Genomic DNA, 16,716 nt, shown 5'->3' with positions numbered 1-16,716 from the left:
GGGGGCCGTCCGACGAAGGAGGATGGCACCCGCCCGCAGCGGAGGCGAAGCGGAACGCGACCAAGAATGCGAGCGGCTGAGCTGAGCCGCAGCGGAGGGTGGGGGCCGTCCGACGAAGGAGGATGGCACCCGCCCGCAGCGGAGGCGAAGCGGAACGCGACCAAGAATGCGAGCGGCTGAGCTGAGCCGCAGCGGCGCGATCCGCTCGTAAGGGTGCGCGGAATTGGGGTGGTCAACTCCCCCGATTCCGCGCACCCTTCGTCGTCGTGCGGGCACCCTCGGCAAGCGGGCGTGAGGTGGGTCACCCGGTGACAAGATCGCTACCCAATCGCCGCCAGGATTGTGACCAACGCCCCGTCGGCGAAGGGTTTTTGCAGGTCAGCCAGGGGTCACTCGTTCACATGAGGCCGCAAGCCCCCATCATTTCGGTACAAAGCGCACTGGGTGCGGTCGCCGACGCCCGTCAGGCTGAGGTAGAAGTCGAAAGACCTTCTGCTATGGGAGTACACCAGTGAGCGAGCGCAGCGAACCCAGTAAGGCCGCCTTCGCGGCCGCCGGCCGGGCCCGGGCCGTCGACGGGCGCGCGCCCCGCGGCGCCGGGACCGCAGAGCGACGGGGGGAGAGCGCATGAGCGTCATCACCCTCGTCCCGCTCCTGGCCGCGGCCTGCGCCGTGGCGGTGGGCGCCGCGGCGCTGTACACCGTCCGGGGGCTGCGCCGTCAGCTCGCCGAGGTACGCACCGAGCTGGTGACCACCCGCGAAACCCTCTCCGCCCGCGCCGACGCGGTCTGCGCGATCCCGGCGGCCCGGCAGACCCCGGCCGAGGCGACACCGCTGGCGGACATACGCGCGGCGGTCGCCGACGCCCTCGCCGAGGAGCGGGAGCGGGAGCTGGCCGAGGCGCGGGCGTTCTGGGCCGCCCAGGAGGCCCGGGACGCCGCGGACGCCCCGTCGCTGCTGGGCGGGGTGCCCGGCATCGGCGAGGAGAGCCCGCTGGACCCCCGCGACCTGCCGGACGACCGGTTCGATGCCCGGCCGTTCCTGCCCCGCCAGGCGGACCTGGCCGGTCTGGAGCCGCTGCTCGGCCCGGACGCGCTGGAGCCGTTCACCGTGCCGGAACCGTTCACCGCGGTCGAGCCCGCGCCGGAGTCGCCGGACGCGCTGCGGGCCGCCGAGTGGGAGGCGGCGGAGGAGGGCGAGTCGGCGGAGCTGGCCGCGGCCCGTCGCCGGCATCCCTCGCACCCGGACTTCACGCCGGTCGCCGCCGTCACCGACCACGAGCGCACGGTGGCGCGCCTCGAGGAGCTGGCGGAGCGGAGCGTGCCGCTGGTCGACGTCCGGCCGGGCCCGCTGGGCACTCTCGACGTCTACGTCTTCTCCGACGGCACCACCCTCTGTCTGACGCCGGGCCACCGCGAGACGTCCGAGAGCGTCGCCGAGGCGCTGCGGGGCGGTCACGCGCCGGTGCTGCTGGGCGGTTCCGCCATCGCCGGCGCGTACGCCCTGACGTTCGCGTGGGGCGAGGACCGGCAGGAGAGCGTCTACCTCCTCGCCGACCGCGTCATCGCCTCGCTCTGACCGGCCGTCGGCGGCGCGCCCCACGGGCCGCCGCCCCGGCTCACCAGCGCCGCGCCGTCTCCCCGACCCGCGCCACGGCCTCCGCCACATCCCCGGCGGAGGCCGTTTCCGCGTTCCGCAGGGCCTCGACGAGGTCGTGCCCGGCGACGGCGAGCTGGTCGCCGGCGGCGAACAGCCCCGCGTCGGGCAGTACGTACGGCTCCCGGCCCGGGCGCTCCAGGCGCTGGGCGCGGGCGGTCAACTCCCTCGCCAGGGTGAGCGCGTCGGCGGCCGCACCCCGGCGCAGGGTGCTCTGCGGCATCGAGCGGAGGCGGTCGGCGAAGGCGTCCACGGCGTGGACCAATGGCGTTACGTCAGGCACGGCGCGAGCCTATGCGACGGCGCACGGCGGCGCGCACCGCCGCCCGGGGGGGGGCGGGCGGCGGGGGGAGTCCGCGGAGGCGGTGCGGCCGCGGTCCGGCAGCGGCGCGCCACCGGTGGCCGCCGGCCCGCCGCGCCCGGGTACGCCGAAGCCCCGCGGGCGGTCGCCCACGGGGCTTCGTGACGGTCGGTCCCGGCGTACGGGCCGGGCAGCGGGATGACGGCGCGTCAGCCCGTCGTCCGTCAGTCGCGCAGGATCGAGATCAGCCGCAGCATCTCCATGTAGATCCACACCAGCGTCGTCGTCAGGCCGAACGCCGCCAGCCAGGACTCCTCACGCGGGGCGCCGTAGGCGATGCCGTCCTCGACCTGCTTGAAGTCCAGCGCCAGGAACAGCGCGCCGAGGACCACGCCGACCAGACCGAAGACGATGCCGAGGCCGCCGCTGCGGAAGCCGAGGCCGTCACCGCCGCCGAACGCCATGAACAGGACGTTGACCAGCGACAGCAGCACGAAGCCCAGGGTCGCGATCATCAGGAAGCGGGTGAAGCGGGCGGTGACCCGCACGATGCGCGTCTTGTAGGCGATGAGCATCGCGACGAAGACCGCCATCGTGCCCAGCACCGCCTGCATCGGCGCGCCGTTCATCTTCGGCAGGTCGTTGAGGTTGCCGCTGAGCGCGCCGAGGAAAAGGCCCTCCAGCGCCGCGTAGCCCAGGATCAGCGCCGGCGACGGCTTGCGCTTGAAGGACTGGATGAAGCCCAGCACCATCGCGGCGATACCGGCGCCGATCGCGAAGCCGATCTTGTCCGACAGGTAGAGCCAGCCGACGACGGCGCCGACGATGACCGTGCCGAGGGTGAACGCCGTACGGACGACGACGTCGTCCATCGTCATCGGGCGGGTCTGCGGGGTGTACTGCGGTGCCTGGGTGGCGGTCTGCGCGTACGGGTTGGCCCCGGCGTACGGGTTGGCTCCGACGCCCCCGGCCTGCGGCGGCGCGTTGAAGCCCGCGTAGCCGGTGTCGCGGCTGAACCCCCGTCGCGAGAAGACCGGGTTGCTGCTCCTCATCCTCACTCCTCCATGGCCGCCCTGCGCGACCTCGCCACAAGAGTAATGGCTTGGCAAAGACGCGGGGCTACTTCCTGAGCACGATTTCTCCCCCTCCGTCAGGGGCGCGCCTACACCACGAAGAGTACGAACGGCCGCCCGCGATCGTGCCCGGACCCGGCGGCGGGTTCCCCGGACCGCCGCCGGGCCCGGGCGTGGCGCGGCTCAGTAGCGCAGCAGGGCGGCGACGCCGTCGGTGCACCGGGTCGGCGGCAGGATCTCGCTGAAGGACGCGTCGCCGAGGACCGCGGCGCGCAGCAGCAGGAGCGGTGCGGGCGCCTCGAAGACCGTCGGGTCGTCACCGAGGGCCGCCCGATCGGTGGCCAGGGCCCGGGGGTTGCGCTCCGAGGCGAAGAGCGGGACGTCCGGCGCATCCGAGGGCGGCGCCATGTAGAGGGTGTCCACCCGGCCCTCGGCGAGCGCCTCCTTCACCGCCGGGATGCCCTGGAGGGCCTGCCCGCCGTCGAGTGCGCTCTCCAGTTGCCGCAAGGCATCCCGGTGGGACTCGGCCGAAATCTCGTGGAGCGCGGCGCCGGCCGCCTCGCGCAGCGCCGCGCGGGACTGCGCGTCGGTGCGGCCGCCGCCCACCTTCACCAACCGCTCCGCCGGCGGCCCCAGGTGATCCCGCAGCAGCCCGAGCGCCTTCGGGTCGCCGGCGACCATGACGACCTCGGCGTCCACCGCGTCGACGGCGTCGCGGACGTCCCGCGCCGCCTGCTCGGCGTTCTCGGACCAGACGTTGACGGTGCGCCGGTGGAACGACGCCTGGGCCTCGGCCCCGGCGCGGACACGGGTGATGTGCAGGGTGCTGCCGTTGAAGGTGCGCCGGAAAGCCGGTTCATGGGCGGCGGCCGGGTACCCCTCGACGTCGGCGCCCTCCCGGTCGACCGCGACGACCACGTGCGGCACCTGGTGGTCGCGGTCGAAGGCGAGCAGCAGCGGGTCCGGCACCGGCGCCCAGAGCGCCCGGTCGGCGGCGGGCGGCTCGGTCAGGGTGAAGGCGCCGAGGAGCCGCCCGTCGGCGGCGAACAGCGCCTCGCCCTGGGGTCCTGGCAGGTCGGGCACGCCGCCGACCGTGGCGTCCAGCACGTCGAGCGTCGCGTCGTCGGCGCCCTGCTCGGCCAGCGTGCGCCGCGCGGTCCGCCAGCGGGTGGCGATCCGCTCGTCCGCGTCGGGCACCGCGCGCGTGGTGTCGAGGTACACCGAGGCGACCGGGGCCCCCTCCGCGTAGAGGGGACGCAGGAAGGAGAGTTCCATGCCGTAAGCCACCATCCTCAATACGCTCAAATGCAACAAAAGGTCACCATACGCATGGTTGGCGCGGCGTCAGGAGTCCCGGCGACCCGGCGCACGGACCGCGCCCCGGATGGGCCGTCCAGCCGGAATTCGGCGGCCGCACACCACCGCCCTCATCCGGCGGGCACCTCCGGCCGGGCCCGCGCCGCGGTTCTCCGCGGGCGCGCGAAATCCGGTCGGCGGGGCGGCGAATTCCCCGGAACGAGCGAATGCGAAATACCGCGGAACACCTCCGGGAAATCACCCGGACACGACCTCCGGACCGTTATCCGGCGCCGGATCGCGACACGGCCACAAAGCCCGCACACCGTGTCGTGACCCTACGGATTCACACGGTCACGGAAAGGGCCGCGGGAAGGGAGGGGCGGCTCGCAAACGCCTGCCGCATTTCTCCGGAAGCACGCCGGGTCCGTCCGGCCGCACGGGGCGACGCGCCCGGCGGTACGGCCGCCTCCCGCCGTACACCGGCCGTCCGGACAGGGAGAACGCGGCGGCGGGCGGCGGCGGGCGCGCCCCGCCGGAGCGGAGCGTGAACGGGATGTGTCAGGGTAGGTGCGGCACGGCGCAAGGTCCGGGAAAACCCTTCGGAACGGGCGGCCGAATGCCGGAAGTGCCCGGAGCCGGACTTGAACCGGCACGGCCCGAAGGCCAGCGAGGTTTAAGCTCGCCGTGTCTGCATTCCACCATCCGGGCGTGGACTCCCCCATGCCCCCACAGAGGCAGCACGAGCGTAGCCCGCAGGCCACCTGGCCCCCGGCCGCTCTTCCCGAGGTTGTCTTATTTTATTGGCAACTGAGGGTGCGTCAGCCACTACCTCGGGCTGTTGTCACATGCCTGTGGCGCACCTCCGGCGTAACGTCCTGAAACACGTTCGGGCCCCGAAATGACGGAAAGTCGCCGTACCGCCTCGCCAACCCGCCCCGATATGTGCTCGGCCGACACTCCGGCACCAATCCCACCGGGCCGGACACCCGGCGCCCGGCCCGCCCCGCCCTCCTCCCGCGCCCCGCGGCCGGCCGGCCGTCTCAGGGACGGCCCTCATCCCCAGGGATGACGGCCCTCGTACCCGATACGCCCCAGGTCGGGCCCAGGTCGGGCGTCCGGTCTGACGTTCCGGGGAGTCCCCGCCCCGACGATGGAAAGGTCCCCAGCCGCGGCCGTCCGCCGCACCGTTTCGACGAGGAGCACGCTTCCGTGACCACCATCCCCTCCGGCGTCCCCACCGCCACCCGCACCACCGCGGCGGCCGCCCGCGCGACGGATCTCACCAAGGTCTACGGAGAGGGGGAGACCCGGGTGGTCGCCCTCGACGCCGTCTCCGTCACGTTCCACCAGGCGCAGTTCACCGCGATCATGGGCCCCTCCGGCTCCGGTAAGTCGACGCTGATGCACTGCATGGCCGGGCTGGACACGATCTCCGGCGGCAGCGCCCGGATCGGGGACACCGAGCTGACCGGGCTGAAGGACAAGAAGCTCACCCAGCTGCGCCGCGACAAGATCGGCTTCATCTTCCAGGCGTTCAACCTGCTGCCGACCCTGACGGCGCTGGAGAACATCACCCTCCCGATGGACATCGCGGGCCGCAAGCCCGACCGCGCCTGGCTCGACCGCGTCGTGGAGACCGTCGGCCTCAGCGGCCGCCTCAAGCACCGCCCCGGCCAGCTCTCCGGCGGCCAGCAGCAGCGCGTCGCGGTCGCCCGCGCCCTCGCCTCCCGGCCCGAGATCATCTTCGCGGACGAGCCGACCGGCAACCTCGACTCCCGTTCCGGCGCCGAGGTCCTCGGCTTCCTGCGCAACTCCGTCCGCGAACTCGGCCAGACCGTCGTCATGGTCACCCACGACCCGGTCGCCGCCTCCTACGCCGACCGCGTGGTCTTCCTCGCCGACGGCCGCATCGTCGACGACATGCCCGACCCCACCGCCGACCTGGTCCTGGAACGCATGAAGGGCTTCGACGCCAAGGGCCGCACCAACTGACGCCCTGCCGCCCGCACTTCGGACCACTCCCCCAGGACTACTGACCCATGCTCCGTACCGCCCTGCGCAACGTTCTCGCGCACAAGGCCCGGCTGCTGATGACCGTCCTCGCCGTCATGCTCGGCGTCGCCTTCGTCTCCGGCACCCTGGTCTTCACCTCCACCATCTCCGACGCGCTGCGCTCCAGCGCCCGGGAGGGCTACGCCGACGTCGACGTGGCCATCCAGCCCAACGGCGGCGGCTCCGGCCCCGGCGACCGCCCCGCCCTCGACCAGAAGCTGCTCGACAAGGCGGCCCACGTCCCCGGCGCCGCCTCGGCCACCGGCACCGTCACCGGCTTCACCGCCATCGCCGACCGCCACGGCAAGCTGATCGGCACCGGCTTCGCCACCCGCGGCGGCAACTACTACCCCGGCGCCGACGGCAAGGACGCCCGCTACCCGATGCGCGACGGCGCCGCCCCGCACGGCGCCGCCCAGATCGCCCTGGACGCCCGTACCGCCGACGAGGCCGGATACAAGGTCGGCGACACCGTCCGGATCTCCTTCGACGGAACGGTCCACGAGCCCCGGCTGACCGGCATCTTCACCACCACCGACGGCAACGTCTCGGCCGGCGGCAGCCTCGCGCTGTTCGACAACGCGACCGCCCAGAAGCAGCTGCTCGCCCCCGGCAAGTACAACGAGATCCACGTCAAGGCCGCCCCGGGCACCTCGCAGTCCGCCCTGGAGTCGCAGATCCGCAAGGTGCTGCCCGCCAAGGGCGCCGAGGCCACCACCGGCCGTCAGCTGGCCGACGACGAGGCCGAGCAGATCGCCAAGAGCATGGAGAGCATGCAGACCGGCCTGCTGGGCTTCGCCGGGATCGCGCTCTTCGTCGGCATCTTCCTCATCGCCAACACCTTCACCATGCTGGTCTCCCAGCGCACCAAGGAACTGGCGCTGCTGCGCGCGGTCGGCGCCAGCCGCCGCCAGGTCACCCGCTCCGTGCTGATCGAGGCGTTCGTCGTCGGCGCCGCCGCCGCGGTCACGGGTCTGGTCGCCGGTATCGGCATCGGCGCCGCGATGCGCGCCCTGATGAACAGCACCGGCGCCATCGTCCCCGACGGCCCGCTCGTCGTCGACGTACCCACCGTCGTCACCTCGCTGGTGGTCGGCATCGGCGTCACCGTCCTCGCCGCCTGGCTGCCGGGCCGCCGCGCCGCGAAGATCCCGCCGGTCGCCGCGATGAACAGCGTCCACGCCACGGCCACCACCAAGTCCCTGGTCGTCCGCAACACCCTCGGCGCGCTCCTCGCGGGCGCCGGTGTCGCCGCCGTCCTGGCCGCCACCGGCATGAGCGACGGCAAGGCCGTCCTGGGCCTGGGCGCGGTGCTGCTGCTGATCGGCGTGTTCGTCCTGACGCCGCTGCTGTCCCGCCCGCTGATCGCCCTGGCCGGACCGCTGCTGCGCGCGTTCGGTATCGCCGGCAAGCTCGCCCGGCAGAACGCGGTCCGCAACCCGCGCCGCACCGCCGCCACCGCCTCCGCCCTGATGGTCGGCCTGACCCTGATCACCGGTCTGACGGTGATCGGCAACAGCGTCCAGAAGGGCATCGACAAGATGGCCGTCGACTCCCTCAAGGCCGACTACGTCGTCTCCATGGCCGGCCTGACGCCGCTCTCCCCCGAGGTGGCGCAGAAGCTCGGCAGCCTCGACGAGGTCACCGCCATCAGCCCGATGCGCAGCTCCGAGGCCGAGATCGGCGGCCACACCGCCTACCTGACCGGCGTCAACGGCAAGGACTTCGGCAAGCTGACCCGCCTCGACTTCACCTCCGGCTCCCTCGGCGACCTCGCCGCCGGCGGCATCGTCGCCGACGAGGGCACCGCGAAGGAGAAGGGCTGGAAGGTCGGCACCCGCGTCCCGGTGACGTTCGAGGACGGCAAGAAGGAGACGCTGACCGTCTCCGGCGTCTACCGCGGCAACGAGATGATCCACCAGATCGTCGTCGACAACGGCGTCCTGGGCGGCCACCAGAAGAACGCCACCGACCTCCAGGTGATGGTCAAGACCAAGGACGGCGCCACCGACGCCACCAAGCAGACGCTGATCGACGCCCTGGGCAAGAACCCGGCCCTCACCGTCGAGGACAAGAAGGACGTCTCCGACGGGATCTCCCAGTCGGTCAACCTCCTGCTGAACATGCTCTACGCGCTGCTCGCCATGGCCGTGATCGTCGCCGTCCTCGGCGTCGTCAACACCCTGGCCATGTCGGTCTTCGAGCGCTCCCAGGAGATCGGCATGCTCCGCGCCATCGGCCTGGACCGCACCGGCGTCAAGCGGATGGTCCGCCTGGAGTCCCTGGTGATCTCGCTCTTCGGCGGGGTGCTCGGCATCGGCCTCGGCGTCTTCTTCGGCTGGGCCGCCGGTGAACTGATCTCCGCCTCGCTCAACACCTACGAGCTGGTTCTGCCCTGGGGCCGGATGGGCATCTTCCTCGCCCTGGCCGCCCTGGTCGGCGTGGTCGCCGCCCTGTGGCCGGCCCGCCGCGCGGCGAAGCTGAACATGCTCACCGCCCTCAAGGCGGAGTAGCCGCCCGGACACGCAGGGGGCCCCGGACCGCGTACGGTCCGGGGCCCCCTGCGTGCGGTGGCTCAGCCCTGCCAGCGGCGGGGGCGCAGCGGCAGACCCGAGGCCCCGGACTCCGGCGTCCGCACGGCCAGCACCTGGTTGACCCCTATGCGGTTGCGCTCGAAGGACAGCGCGGACGCGGCCATGTAGAGCCGCCACACCCGGGCCCGGCCCGGCGTCGTCAGCCGCACCGCCTCCTTCCAGCGGGCCTCCAGGTTGGCGACCCACTGCCGCAGCGTCAGCGCGTAGTGCTCCCGCAGCACCTCGACGTCCCGCACCTCGAACCCGGCGTCCTCCAGCGCCCCCGCCGTCCGGCCGACGGGCGACAGCTCACCGTCGGGGAAGACGTACCGGTCGATGAACTCGTCGACGTGGTAGGTGTCCTCGTCGGCCAGCGGCCGCCGGGCGATCTGGTGGTTGAGCAGCCGCCCGCCGGGCTTGAGCAGGGCGTACAGCGCGCTCGCGTACTCGGCGTAGCGGGCCCGCCCGACGTGCTCGGCCATCCCGATCGAGGAGATCGCGTCGAACGGCTCGTCATGGATCTCGCGGTAGTCCTGCACCCGGATCTCCACCCGGTCGGCCAGCCCCGCCTCCGCGATCCGCTTACGGGCGTACGTGGCCTGCTCCTCGGAGAGGGTGATGCCGACGGCCCGGACGCCGTACTCGCGGGCGGCGTGCAGCACCATCGAGCCCCAGCCGCAGCCCACGTCCAGCAGCCGCTGCCCCTCGGTGAGGCCGAGCTTGCGGCAGATCAGGTCGAGCTTGTCGCGCTGCGCGTCCTCCAGCGTCGCGTCGGGGCTCTCCCAGTAGGCGCACGAGTAGACCATCGACGGGCCCAGGACCAGCGCGTAGAAGTCGTTGCCGACGTCGTAGTGGTGGCTGATGGCCTCCTTGTCGCGCAGCAGCGTGTGGAGCGGACCGCGGCGGGTGCGGGCCTCCTCGGCGGGCGGGGACGGCGGCAGCGGCGCGCCCGCGAGGGTCAGCAACTCCTTGGCCGCCGCGCGGACCTCGGGCCGCGCCAGGGCCCGCAGCACGGGTGCGCGCTGCGGCGCGGGGGCGGCGGTGCCGCGCTCCCAGATGAGACCGGCCAGCAGATCGAGCGCCTCGTAGAGATCGCCCTCGATGTCGAGGTCACCGGCGACCCAGGCGCGCGCCAGGCCGAGTTCGCCGGGTTTGAAGAGCAGCCGGCGCAGTGCCCGGCGGTTGCGGAAGACGAGGACCGGTGCGTCCGGAGGGCCGAACTCGCTGCGGTCCCACGCGCGGATGCGGACCGGGAGCTTCGCCCCCAGCACCTCCTCGGCGAGCTTGGTGAGCCGTCCAGCGGCGTCGGCCATGTCGCACACCTCCGTCTTGACGAGTCGGCGAAACACTTTCACCGACCACGAAAACGCCGTGCAGGCGCCCGGATAGTCCCGTTCCCGCGTAAGGGGACGGTAAAGCGCGCCACGGCTCCGACGGCGGACATGCCGAAGGGCGCCCGCCCCACGGATGGCGGACGCCCTTCGGGCCGGCCGGACTATGCCGACCTGGAGATCAAGAAGCCTTGGCCTTCGGCTTGTCGGCCTCGGCAGCGGGCTTCGGCGCCGGCTTGGCGGCCTCGTAGAACTCCTCGCGGGGGTTCTGCATGGCGCTGAGCGAGACGACCTCGCGCTTGAGGAACATCGCGAGCGTCCAGTCGGCGAAGACCCGGATCTTGCGGTTGAACGTCGGCATCGCCATGCCGTGGTACGCGCGGTGCATGTACCAGGCGAGACGGCCCTTGAACTTGATCTTCGCCTTGCCGACGACGATCATCGCGACGCCCTTGTGCAGGCCCAGGCCCGCGACCGCGCCCTTGTTGGCGTGGCTGTACTCCTTCTGCGGGAAGCCCCGCATACCGGAGACCACGTTGTCGCCGAGGACCTTCGCCTGCCGTAGCGCGTGCTGGGCGTTCGGCGGGCACCAGGCGTTCTCGTTGCCGGCCCGGCGGCCGACCATGTCCGGCACCTGGGCGTTGTCGCCCGCGGCCCAGATGTAGTCGGTGCCCTGCACCTGGAGGGTGGCGGCGGTGTCGACGTGACCGCGCGGGCCCAGCGGCAGACCGAAGCGGGAGAGCGCCGGGTTCGGCTTGACGCCGGCGGTCCACACGATGGTGTCCGAGTCGACCTCGAGGCCGTTGTTGAGCACGACGTGCCCGTCGACGCAGGACTCCATGCTCGTCTTGAGGTAGACCTCGACGCCACGGCCTTCGAGGTGCGCCTTGCCGTACGCGCCGAGCTTCGGGCCGACCTCGGGGAGGATCTTGTCGGCGACGTCGACGACCAGGAAGCGCATGTCTTCGCGCTTGACGTTGTTGTAGTACTTCGCGGCGTCGCGAGCCATGTCCTCGACCTCGCCGACGGTCTCCGCACCGGCGAAGCCGCCGCCGATGAAGACGAAGGTCAGCGCCTTGCGGCGGACCTCCTCGTCGGTGGTGGAGTCGGCCTTGTCCAGCTGCTCCAGCACGTGGTTGCGCAGGCCGATGGCCTCCTCGACGCCCTTCATGCCGATGCCGTTCTCGGCAAGGCCCGGGATCGGGAAGGTACGGGAGACCGCGCCCATCGCGATGACCAGGTAGTCGAAGGGCAGCTCGTACGCCTCGCCGACCAGCGGCGCGACGGTGGCGACCTTGCGGTCCTGGTCGATGGTGGTCACCCGGCCGGTGAGAACCTCCGCCTTGGGCAGCACACGCCGCAGCGGAACCACGACGTGGCGCGGGGAGATGCTGCCGGCCGCAGCTTCAGGGAGGAAGGGCTGGTACGTCATGTACGAGCGCGGGTCGACGACCGTGACGGTCGCCTCGCCGTACCGCATCTTCTTGAGGATGCGACGCGCCGCGTACAAACCTACGTACCCACCGCCTACAACGAGGATCCTGGGACGCTCCGTGGTGCTCATGCAATCGAGTATCCACCTCCCCTTGGGGGGCTGCTCGTGAGCCCCTTCACAAGGTTCGTAGGGGCATCTGCTACACTCCGCCGCCGCCGTGACCGACGCCATAGCACCCCCGGGGAACCACCGGACCACGCGAGGCGTTGGTGACCCCCATTGATCAGGCGTTGCGGGTGCGCCGGCCACTGGACCACCGGTCGGGCCGGGCCGCACTCCCCCCGCCCGAAGCCGCACATTCCCCGCTCACAAGGGGCCTAGGACCTTCGAATGAGGGCCGGACGGCCGGTTTCTTCGCCCATCCGGCACTTTTTTCATGTGAAGGATTTCACGAACTTTCTTCCCGGGGACCGTCTGCCGGGCCCGGGAGCGGCTTCGCCCCGGGCCCGGCAGCGGCGTACACCCCGCGAACTAGCCGACGCGGGCGTACATGTTGGGGTTGTAGAAGGAGAAGGACGAGACGCGGACGTTCTTCCCCGGTCGCGGCGCCTCCAGGTACTGGCCGTTGCCGAGGTAGATCGCCACGTGGTGGATGCCGTAGGACGAGCCGCTGGACGACCAGAAGACGAGGTCGCCGCGGCGCAGCTGCGAGCGGGCGATCGGCTTCCCGGCGCGGTACTGGTAGTCGGCGACCCGCGGCAGCGAGATACCGGCCCGCCGGTACGCCTGCTGGACCAGGCCGGAGCAGTCGTAGGAGTGCGGCCCGTTGCCGCCCCAGGCGTACGGCTTGCCGAGCTGGCTCATCGCCCACCCGATGGCGGCCTCGGTGCCGTGCCGCGACGGCGTGCCCTTGCCGGCGGAGCCGGCGCCGGAGCTGCCCGAGCTGCCGGAGCCCGCGGAGGCGGAGCCGGCCTTACCGGTCCGGGCCTCGTAGATGTTCCGGTGGCTGGTCCACCACCAGTGCCCGCTGCTCCGGTACCAGTACACCCGGTCGACGGCGTCCCAGCCGGACCGGCCGCGGAAGGTCGGCGAGCTGTTGTGCCCGGCGGACGGGGCGGGGCGGGAGGCGGCCGGGGGGCGGGCGGTACTGCTGCCGCTCTTGCCGGTGTAGCTCTCGTACTTCCACTTGTAGCTGGTCCAGCGCCATTGACCGGCGCCGTTCTTGAACCAGTACTTCGTCCCGTCCCAGCCCGCGTGGCTCGGCGCCGGTTCCGCGCTCGCCGTGCCCGCGCCCGCGCCGACCAGTACCGCGGCGCCCACCGCCGCGGCGACGGCGCCGCGCACGGTGCACCGCGGCCGGTGGCCGCCGTACGCGTCGACGGCCTGGACCCCCGTACAGAAGTCGCACGAGCAGTCGGCCGGGGCCTCCTCGGTGAATTCCGGTGTCCGCATGCGTGACCTGCCTTTCCCTGAGCGCCGGCTCAGCTTTCGGACGTCGCGCTACCGCGCGCCGTGTAGAAGGCCACGGTCAAGTCCTTGACCAGGGCCTTCCGTTCGTAGTCGTCGAGTTCGACGAGTCCCCGTGCGGTCAGCCGGTGGACGGTGTCGTCCACCGCGTCGACGACCGAGGTCAGTACGGTGTCGCGGTGCCTGGCGTCGATCGCCACGATCTGGCGGCGCTGCATGGCACCCGCCACCTCGGGCGCGTACTCGATGCGGGTGGGCTGTGCGGAGAAGACTTCGATACCGACCGGCCGGCAGTCGGCGGACAGCATCCGGGTCAGCGCGTCACCGACCGCCTCCGCGTCCCGCAGGGTGGAGGTGGTGGCCGGACCGGAGCGGGCGCCCTCGTGGAAGGCGTCCGCCGGGGCCTGCGAGAGCACCCGTGCCATCGCGGCTTCCACCTGTTCGCGCAGGTAGTCGACGTGGTCCTCGACGGCGAGCAGCGCTCGCGCGGTGTCCTTGACCCGCCAGACCACCATCACGACGGCACGCAGCTGCGCACCGTCCGCGTCCACGGCCGGCATCGGCTCACTGCGCCAGTGCCGCAGCCGGACGTCCACCCGGCGGCGCAGCAGCATCGGGCTGATCCACAGCAGGCCGGCGCGCCGCACGCTGCCCCGGTAGCGGCCGAACAGGCTCAGCACCAGGGCGCTGCCGACCCGCCCGCGGGTCAGCCCGCCGAAGGCGAGCAGCGCCACCGCGGCCGTGCCGGCGACCAGCACCCCCTCCCAGCCGCGCAGCCGGCCCGGCCCCATGACGGGCAGGCCCACCCCGCGCACGAACGGCTCGGGCAGCACACCGCGCCGCCACAGCAGTGCCGCGGCGCCCACGAGGGCCAGCAGACCGACGGCGAGGGCGAGCCGGCCGGACAGCGAGGGGCCGCGCCGCTCGGTCAGGGCGGGGTCCGCCGACGGGGACCGGCGGAGCGGCGGAGCGGCGCCCGCCGCTCCGCCGTCCGGTGCGGCGGGCTCCCCGGTGTCCCGGTCCCCGGGGCGCGACGGCCCCCGCCGCTCCGCGGTGCGCCTGCCCGCGCCCGTCCGTCCGGTGCGCGGCGCCGGCTCCTCGGCCCGGCCGCCGTCCACGGTCCCGGATATGCCGCGGCCGGTCCGCTCCGCCGTGTCCAGCAGCCCGTTGGCGGCGGCGATGCCCGCCACCGCGGCCTCCGCGGCCGCGGGGCCGTCCGCCCGCGCCGCCGCACCGGCCGGCCGGGCCACCGCGCTCCGCACCGGGATCTCGTCGTCGAACTCGTCCCGGAAGGGCAGCCCGGTGTCCACGTCCAGCAACGGCACGAGCACCCGCGGCTGTTCCGCGGTGCGCTCCGTCCCGGAGTCGGGCACCGGTCCCGCTCCCCCGCCGTCCGCTGCCTCCTCCGTCTCTCCCTCGCGGAAGAGCTTGTCCATCGGGATGCCGTCACCGCGCCATACGTTGTACGGCCGCTTCGGCTTGGCGGCTACGGGCGCCGGCTCCCCCTCGTGCTGCTCATCGTCGGGTATCGATGCCATCGTCCGCTCCGTCGTCGCAGAGACCGCGGCGGGGCCGTGGGCGGGGTAACCGTGCGCAGCCGGGCCGGACGGGGCCGGACGGCAGACTGCCCGTGCCCTTCCGCGGCGCCCGGCCTCCGATTGCCTCCACGACCGGCCACCTCTCAACTGCCTTTAGATGTCGCCTTTTAACTGACCAAAAGATGACTGGAAGTCACCAACAAGATCTTTACAGAGCAAACCGGGCACGCAAGTGGCCGAAAGTCCTGAAATGAAGGGACTTTCGACCCATGGAGTCGCGTCGAATGGTGCGCTAGGCGTTCGACGGAAGCAGCAGTGCCCCCACCGGCTCCGGTGGGGGCACTGCTGTAGAGAAACCGCAGGTCATGCGGCGGGCGCCGTACGCACCCGGGTCCAGGTCGGCGCTACGCGTCGCTCTTTCCGGCGTCCTCGGCCGCCTTGAAGGCGATGCCGTCCAAAATGTCGTGTTCGCTGACGACGACCTCCTCGGCGCCCGTGCGGTCCATGATTTCCAGCAGGACGAGGGCGCCGGCGGCGATGACGTCGACGCGGCCCGGGTGGATGACCGGGATCGCGGCGCGTTCGGCATGGGTGGAGGTGACCAGCCGGTCGGTGACCTCCGCGACGCGGGCGCGGGAGATGCGGGCGTGGTGGACGGCCTCGGAGTCGTAGTGGTCGAGGCCGAGGGCGATGGCGGCGACGGTGGTGACCGAACCGGCCAGGCCGACGAGGGTGGCGGCCTCGCGGAGCGGAACGGCGGCCTCGGCCTCGTCGAGGGCGGCGGCCGTATCGGCCTTGATCGCGGCGATCCGGTCGGGGGCCGGCGGGTCGCTGATCCCGCCGTCGCGCACCAGGTGCCGCTCGGTCATCCGCACGCAGCCTATGTCGACGGAGCGGGCGGCCCGCACGGCGGTGTCACCGAGAACGAACTCGGTGGAGCCGCCGCCGATGTCCACGACGAGGTACGGACCGGCGAAGCCCGCCCGTCGCCCGTCACCGCCCTCCCCGGGCAGGCGCTCCGCACCCGGAGCCTCGGCGCCGGTCAGCTCACGGGTGGCGCCGGTGAAGGAGAACTCCGCCTCCTGTTCACCGGTGATGACCTCCGGCTCGACGCCGAGGATCTCCACCACGCCGCGGACGAAGTCGTCGCGGTTCTCCGCGTCGCGGGAGGCGGAGGTCGCCACGAAGCGGGTGCGCTCGGCGCCCAGCTCCGCGATGACCGCGGCGTACTCGCGGCAGGCGGCGAAGGTCCGCTCCAGCGCCTCGGGGGCGAGCCGGCCGGTGCGGTCGACGCCCTGGCCGAGGCGGACGATCTGCATCCGGCGGTCCAGCTCGGTCAGCTCACCGGTGGCCGCGTCGACATCGGCGACCAGCAGACGGATGGAGTTGGTGCCGCAGTCGACGGCGGCGACCCGGGTCATTCGGCATCTCCTTCGGCGGCGGCCGCGCCCTCGTCGCAGGGGCTCACGCACGGGCCCTTGCGCCACCACTCGGGCAGCATCGCGAGCGCCTCGTCGCCGAGCGGGTTGACGCCGGGGCCGGCCGCGAGGGAGTGGCCGACGAGGACGTGCAGGCACTTGACGCGGTCCGGCATACCGCCGGCGCTGGGGAAGCCCTGGAGGACCTCGATGGCGTCGCGGCGGCGGATGTAGTCCTCGTGGGCGGCGCGGTAAGCGGCGGCCAGCTCGGGGTCGGTGGCCAGCCGCTCGGTCATCTCCTTCATCACGCCGTTGGCCTCCAGCGTGCCGATGGCGGAGGCCGCGCGCGGGCACGTCAGGTAGTACAGCGTCGGGAACGGCGTGCCGTCCTCCAGGCGCGGGGCCGTCTCGACGACATCGGGCTGACCGCAGGGACAGCGGTGGGCGATGGCCCGCAGGCCGCGCGGCGGGCGGCCCAACTGCTCCTTGAAGGCGGCGATGTCCGCGGCGGTGGGCTCGGTGGGCTCGGTCTGGGGCGGAGGCGTGTCCATGTGCGCTTTCGGTGGGGTCTTC

General features: G+C 72.7%; 12 protein-coding genes and 1 tRNA gene. 3 read left to right on the top strand and 10 right to left on the bottom strand.

The genetic code is table 11. From position 1 onward, the window contains the following. Positions 1-627: 627 nt before the first annotated feature. On the top strand, positions 628-1,578 hold the full coding sequence (locus ACF1BH_RS21150; protein ID WP_391644297.1) for a hypothetical protein: 951 nt from the start codon (positions 628-630) through the stop codon (positions 1,576-1,578). Between the two features lie 40 nt (positions 1,579-1,618). Here ACF1BH_RS21150 and ACF1BH_RS21145 read toward each other — a convergent pair whose 3' ends face one another. The 4 genes from ACF1BH_RS21145 to ACF1BH_RS21130 all read right to left on the bottom strand — a co-directional run bounded on the left by ACF1BH_RS21145 (position 1,619) and on the right by ACF1BH_RS21130 (position 5,037). Further along, positions 1,619-1,939, bottom strand: coding sequence for a hypothetical protein (locus tag ACF1BH_RS21145; RefSeq protein ID WP_391644295.1), 321 nt, complete (start codon positions 1,937-1,939; stop codon positions 1,619-1,621). Between the two features lie 242 nt (positions 1,940-2,181). Beyond that, positions 2,182-3,009, bottom strand: coding sequence for a Bax inhibitor-1/YccA family protein (locus ACF1BH_RS21140; RefSeq protein WP_391644293.1), 828 nt, complete (start codon positions 3,007-3,009; stop codon positions 2,182-2,184). Positions 3,010-3,213: 204 nt separating this feature from the next. Next, positions 3,214-4,305, bottom strand: coding sequence for a Vms1/Ankzf1 family peptidyl-tRNA hydrolase (locus tag ACF1BH_RS21135; protein WP_391644291.1), 1,092 nt, complete (start codon positions 4,303-4,305; stop codon positions 3,214-3,216). A gap of 650 nt (positions 4,306-4,955) precedes the next feature. After that, positions 4,956-5,037 (bottom strand) — tRNA-Leu (locus ACF1BH_RS21130). A gap of 501 nt (positions 5,038-5,538) precedes the next feature. On the opposite strand from ACF1BH_RS21130, the gene ACF1BH_RS21125 reads away from it, so the two are divergent. Both ACF1BH_RS21125 and ACF1BH_RS21120 read left to right on the top strand, forming a co-directional pair. Then, entirely contained in the window at positions 5,539-6,321 is a 783-nt protein-coding gene (locus tag ACF1BH_RS21125; protein WP_391644289.1) for an ABC transporter ATP-binding protein, read from the top strand. Positions 6,322-6,368: 47 nt separating this feature from the next. Next, a complete protein-coding gene (locus tag ACF1BH_RS21120; protein WP_391644287.1) occupies positions 6,369-8,894 on the top strand; it encodes an ABC transporter permease in 2,526 nt (841 codons plus the stop codon). Positions 8,895-8,956: 62 nt separating this feature from the next. Here the strand turns inward: ACF1BH_RS21120 and ACF1BH_RS21115 are convergent, their stop codons facing one another. The 6 genes from ACF1BH_RS21115 to ACF1BH_RS21090 all read right to left on the bottom strand — a co-directional run bounded on the left by ACF1BH_RS21115 (position 8,957) and on the right by ACF1BH_RS21090 (position 16,694). After that, positions 8,957-10,267: a class I SAM-dependent methyltransferase gene (locus tag ACF1BH_RS21115; RefSeq protein WP_391644285.1), complete on the bottom strand. Its 1,311-nt coding sequence runs from the start codon at positions 10,265-10,267 to the stop codon at positions 8,957-8,959. A 199-nt stretch (positions 10,268-10,466) separates the two neighbouring features. After that, positions 10,467-11,849, bottom strand: coding sequence for an NAD(P)/FAD-dependent oxidoreductase (locus ACF1BH_RS21110; RefSeq protein WP_391644283.1), 1,383 nt, complete (start codon positions 11,847-11,849; stop codon positions 10,467-10,469). A 402-nt stretch (positions 11,850-12,251) separates the two neighbouring features. Continuing rightward, the gene (locus tag ACF1BH_RS21105; RefSeq protein ID WP_391644281.1) at positions 12,252-13,172 is read right to left on the bottom strand and encodes a C40 family peptidase; all 921 of its coding nucleotides are present in this window, start codon (positions 13,170-13,172) and stop codon (positions 12,252-12,254) included. Positions 13,173-13,201: 29 nt separating this feature from the next. Further along, on the bottom strand, positions 13,202-14,725 hold the full coding sequence (locus ACF1BH_RS21100; protein ID WP_391644279.1) for an SPFH domain-containing protein: 1,524 nt from the start codon (positions 14,723-14,725) through the stop codon (positions 13,202-13,204). Positions 14,726-15,129: 404 nt separating this feature from the next. Then, positions 15,130-16,146 (bottom strand): exopolyphosphatase, encoded by a 1,017-nt coding sequence (locus ACF1BH_RS21095; RefSeq protein ID WP_391644277.1) that lies wholly within the window; start codon positions 16,144-16,146, stop codon positions 15,130-15,132. Further along, positions 16,143-16,694, bottom strand: a complete 552-nt coding sequence (locus tag ACF1BH_RS21090) for a DUF501 domain-containing protein (RefSeq protein ID WP_391644275.1) — start codon at positions 16,692-16,694, stop codon at positions 16,143-16,145. The genes ACF1BH_RS21095 and ACF1BH_RS21090 overlap by 4 nt, the downstream gene beginning before the upstream one ends. Positions 16,695-16,716 lie beyond the last annotated feature (22 nt).

The organism is Streptomyces sp. NPDC014733 (genome assembly GCF_043083385.1).
In the GTDB taxonomy this organism is placed as follows: domain Bacteria; phylum Actinomycetota; class Actinomycetes; order Streptomycetales; family Streptomycetaceae; genus Streptomyces.
This window is presented reverse-complemented; position numbering and strand designations above follow the sequence as displayed.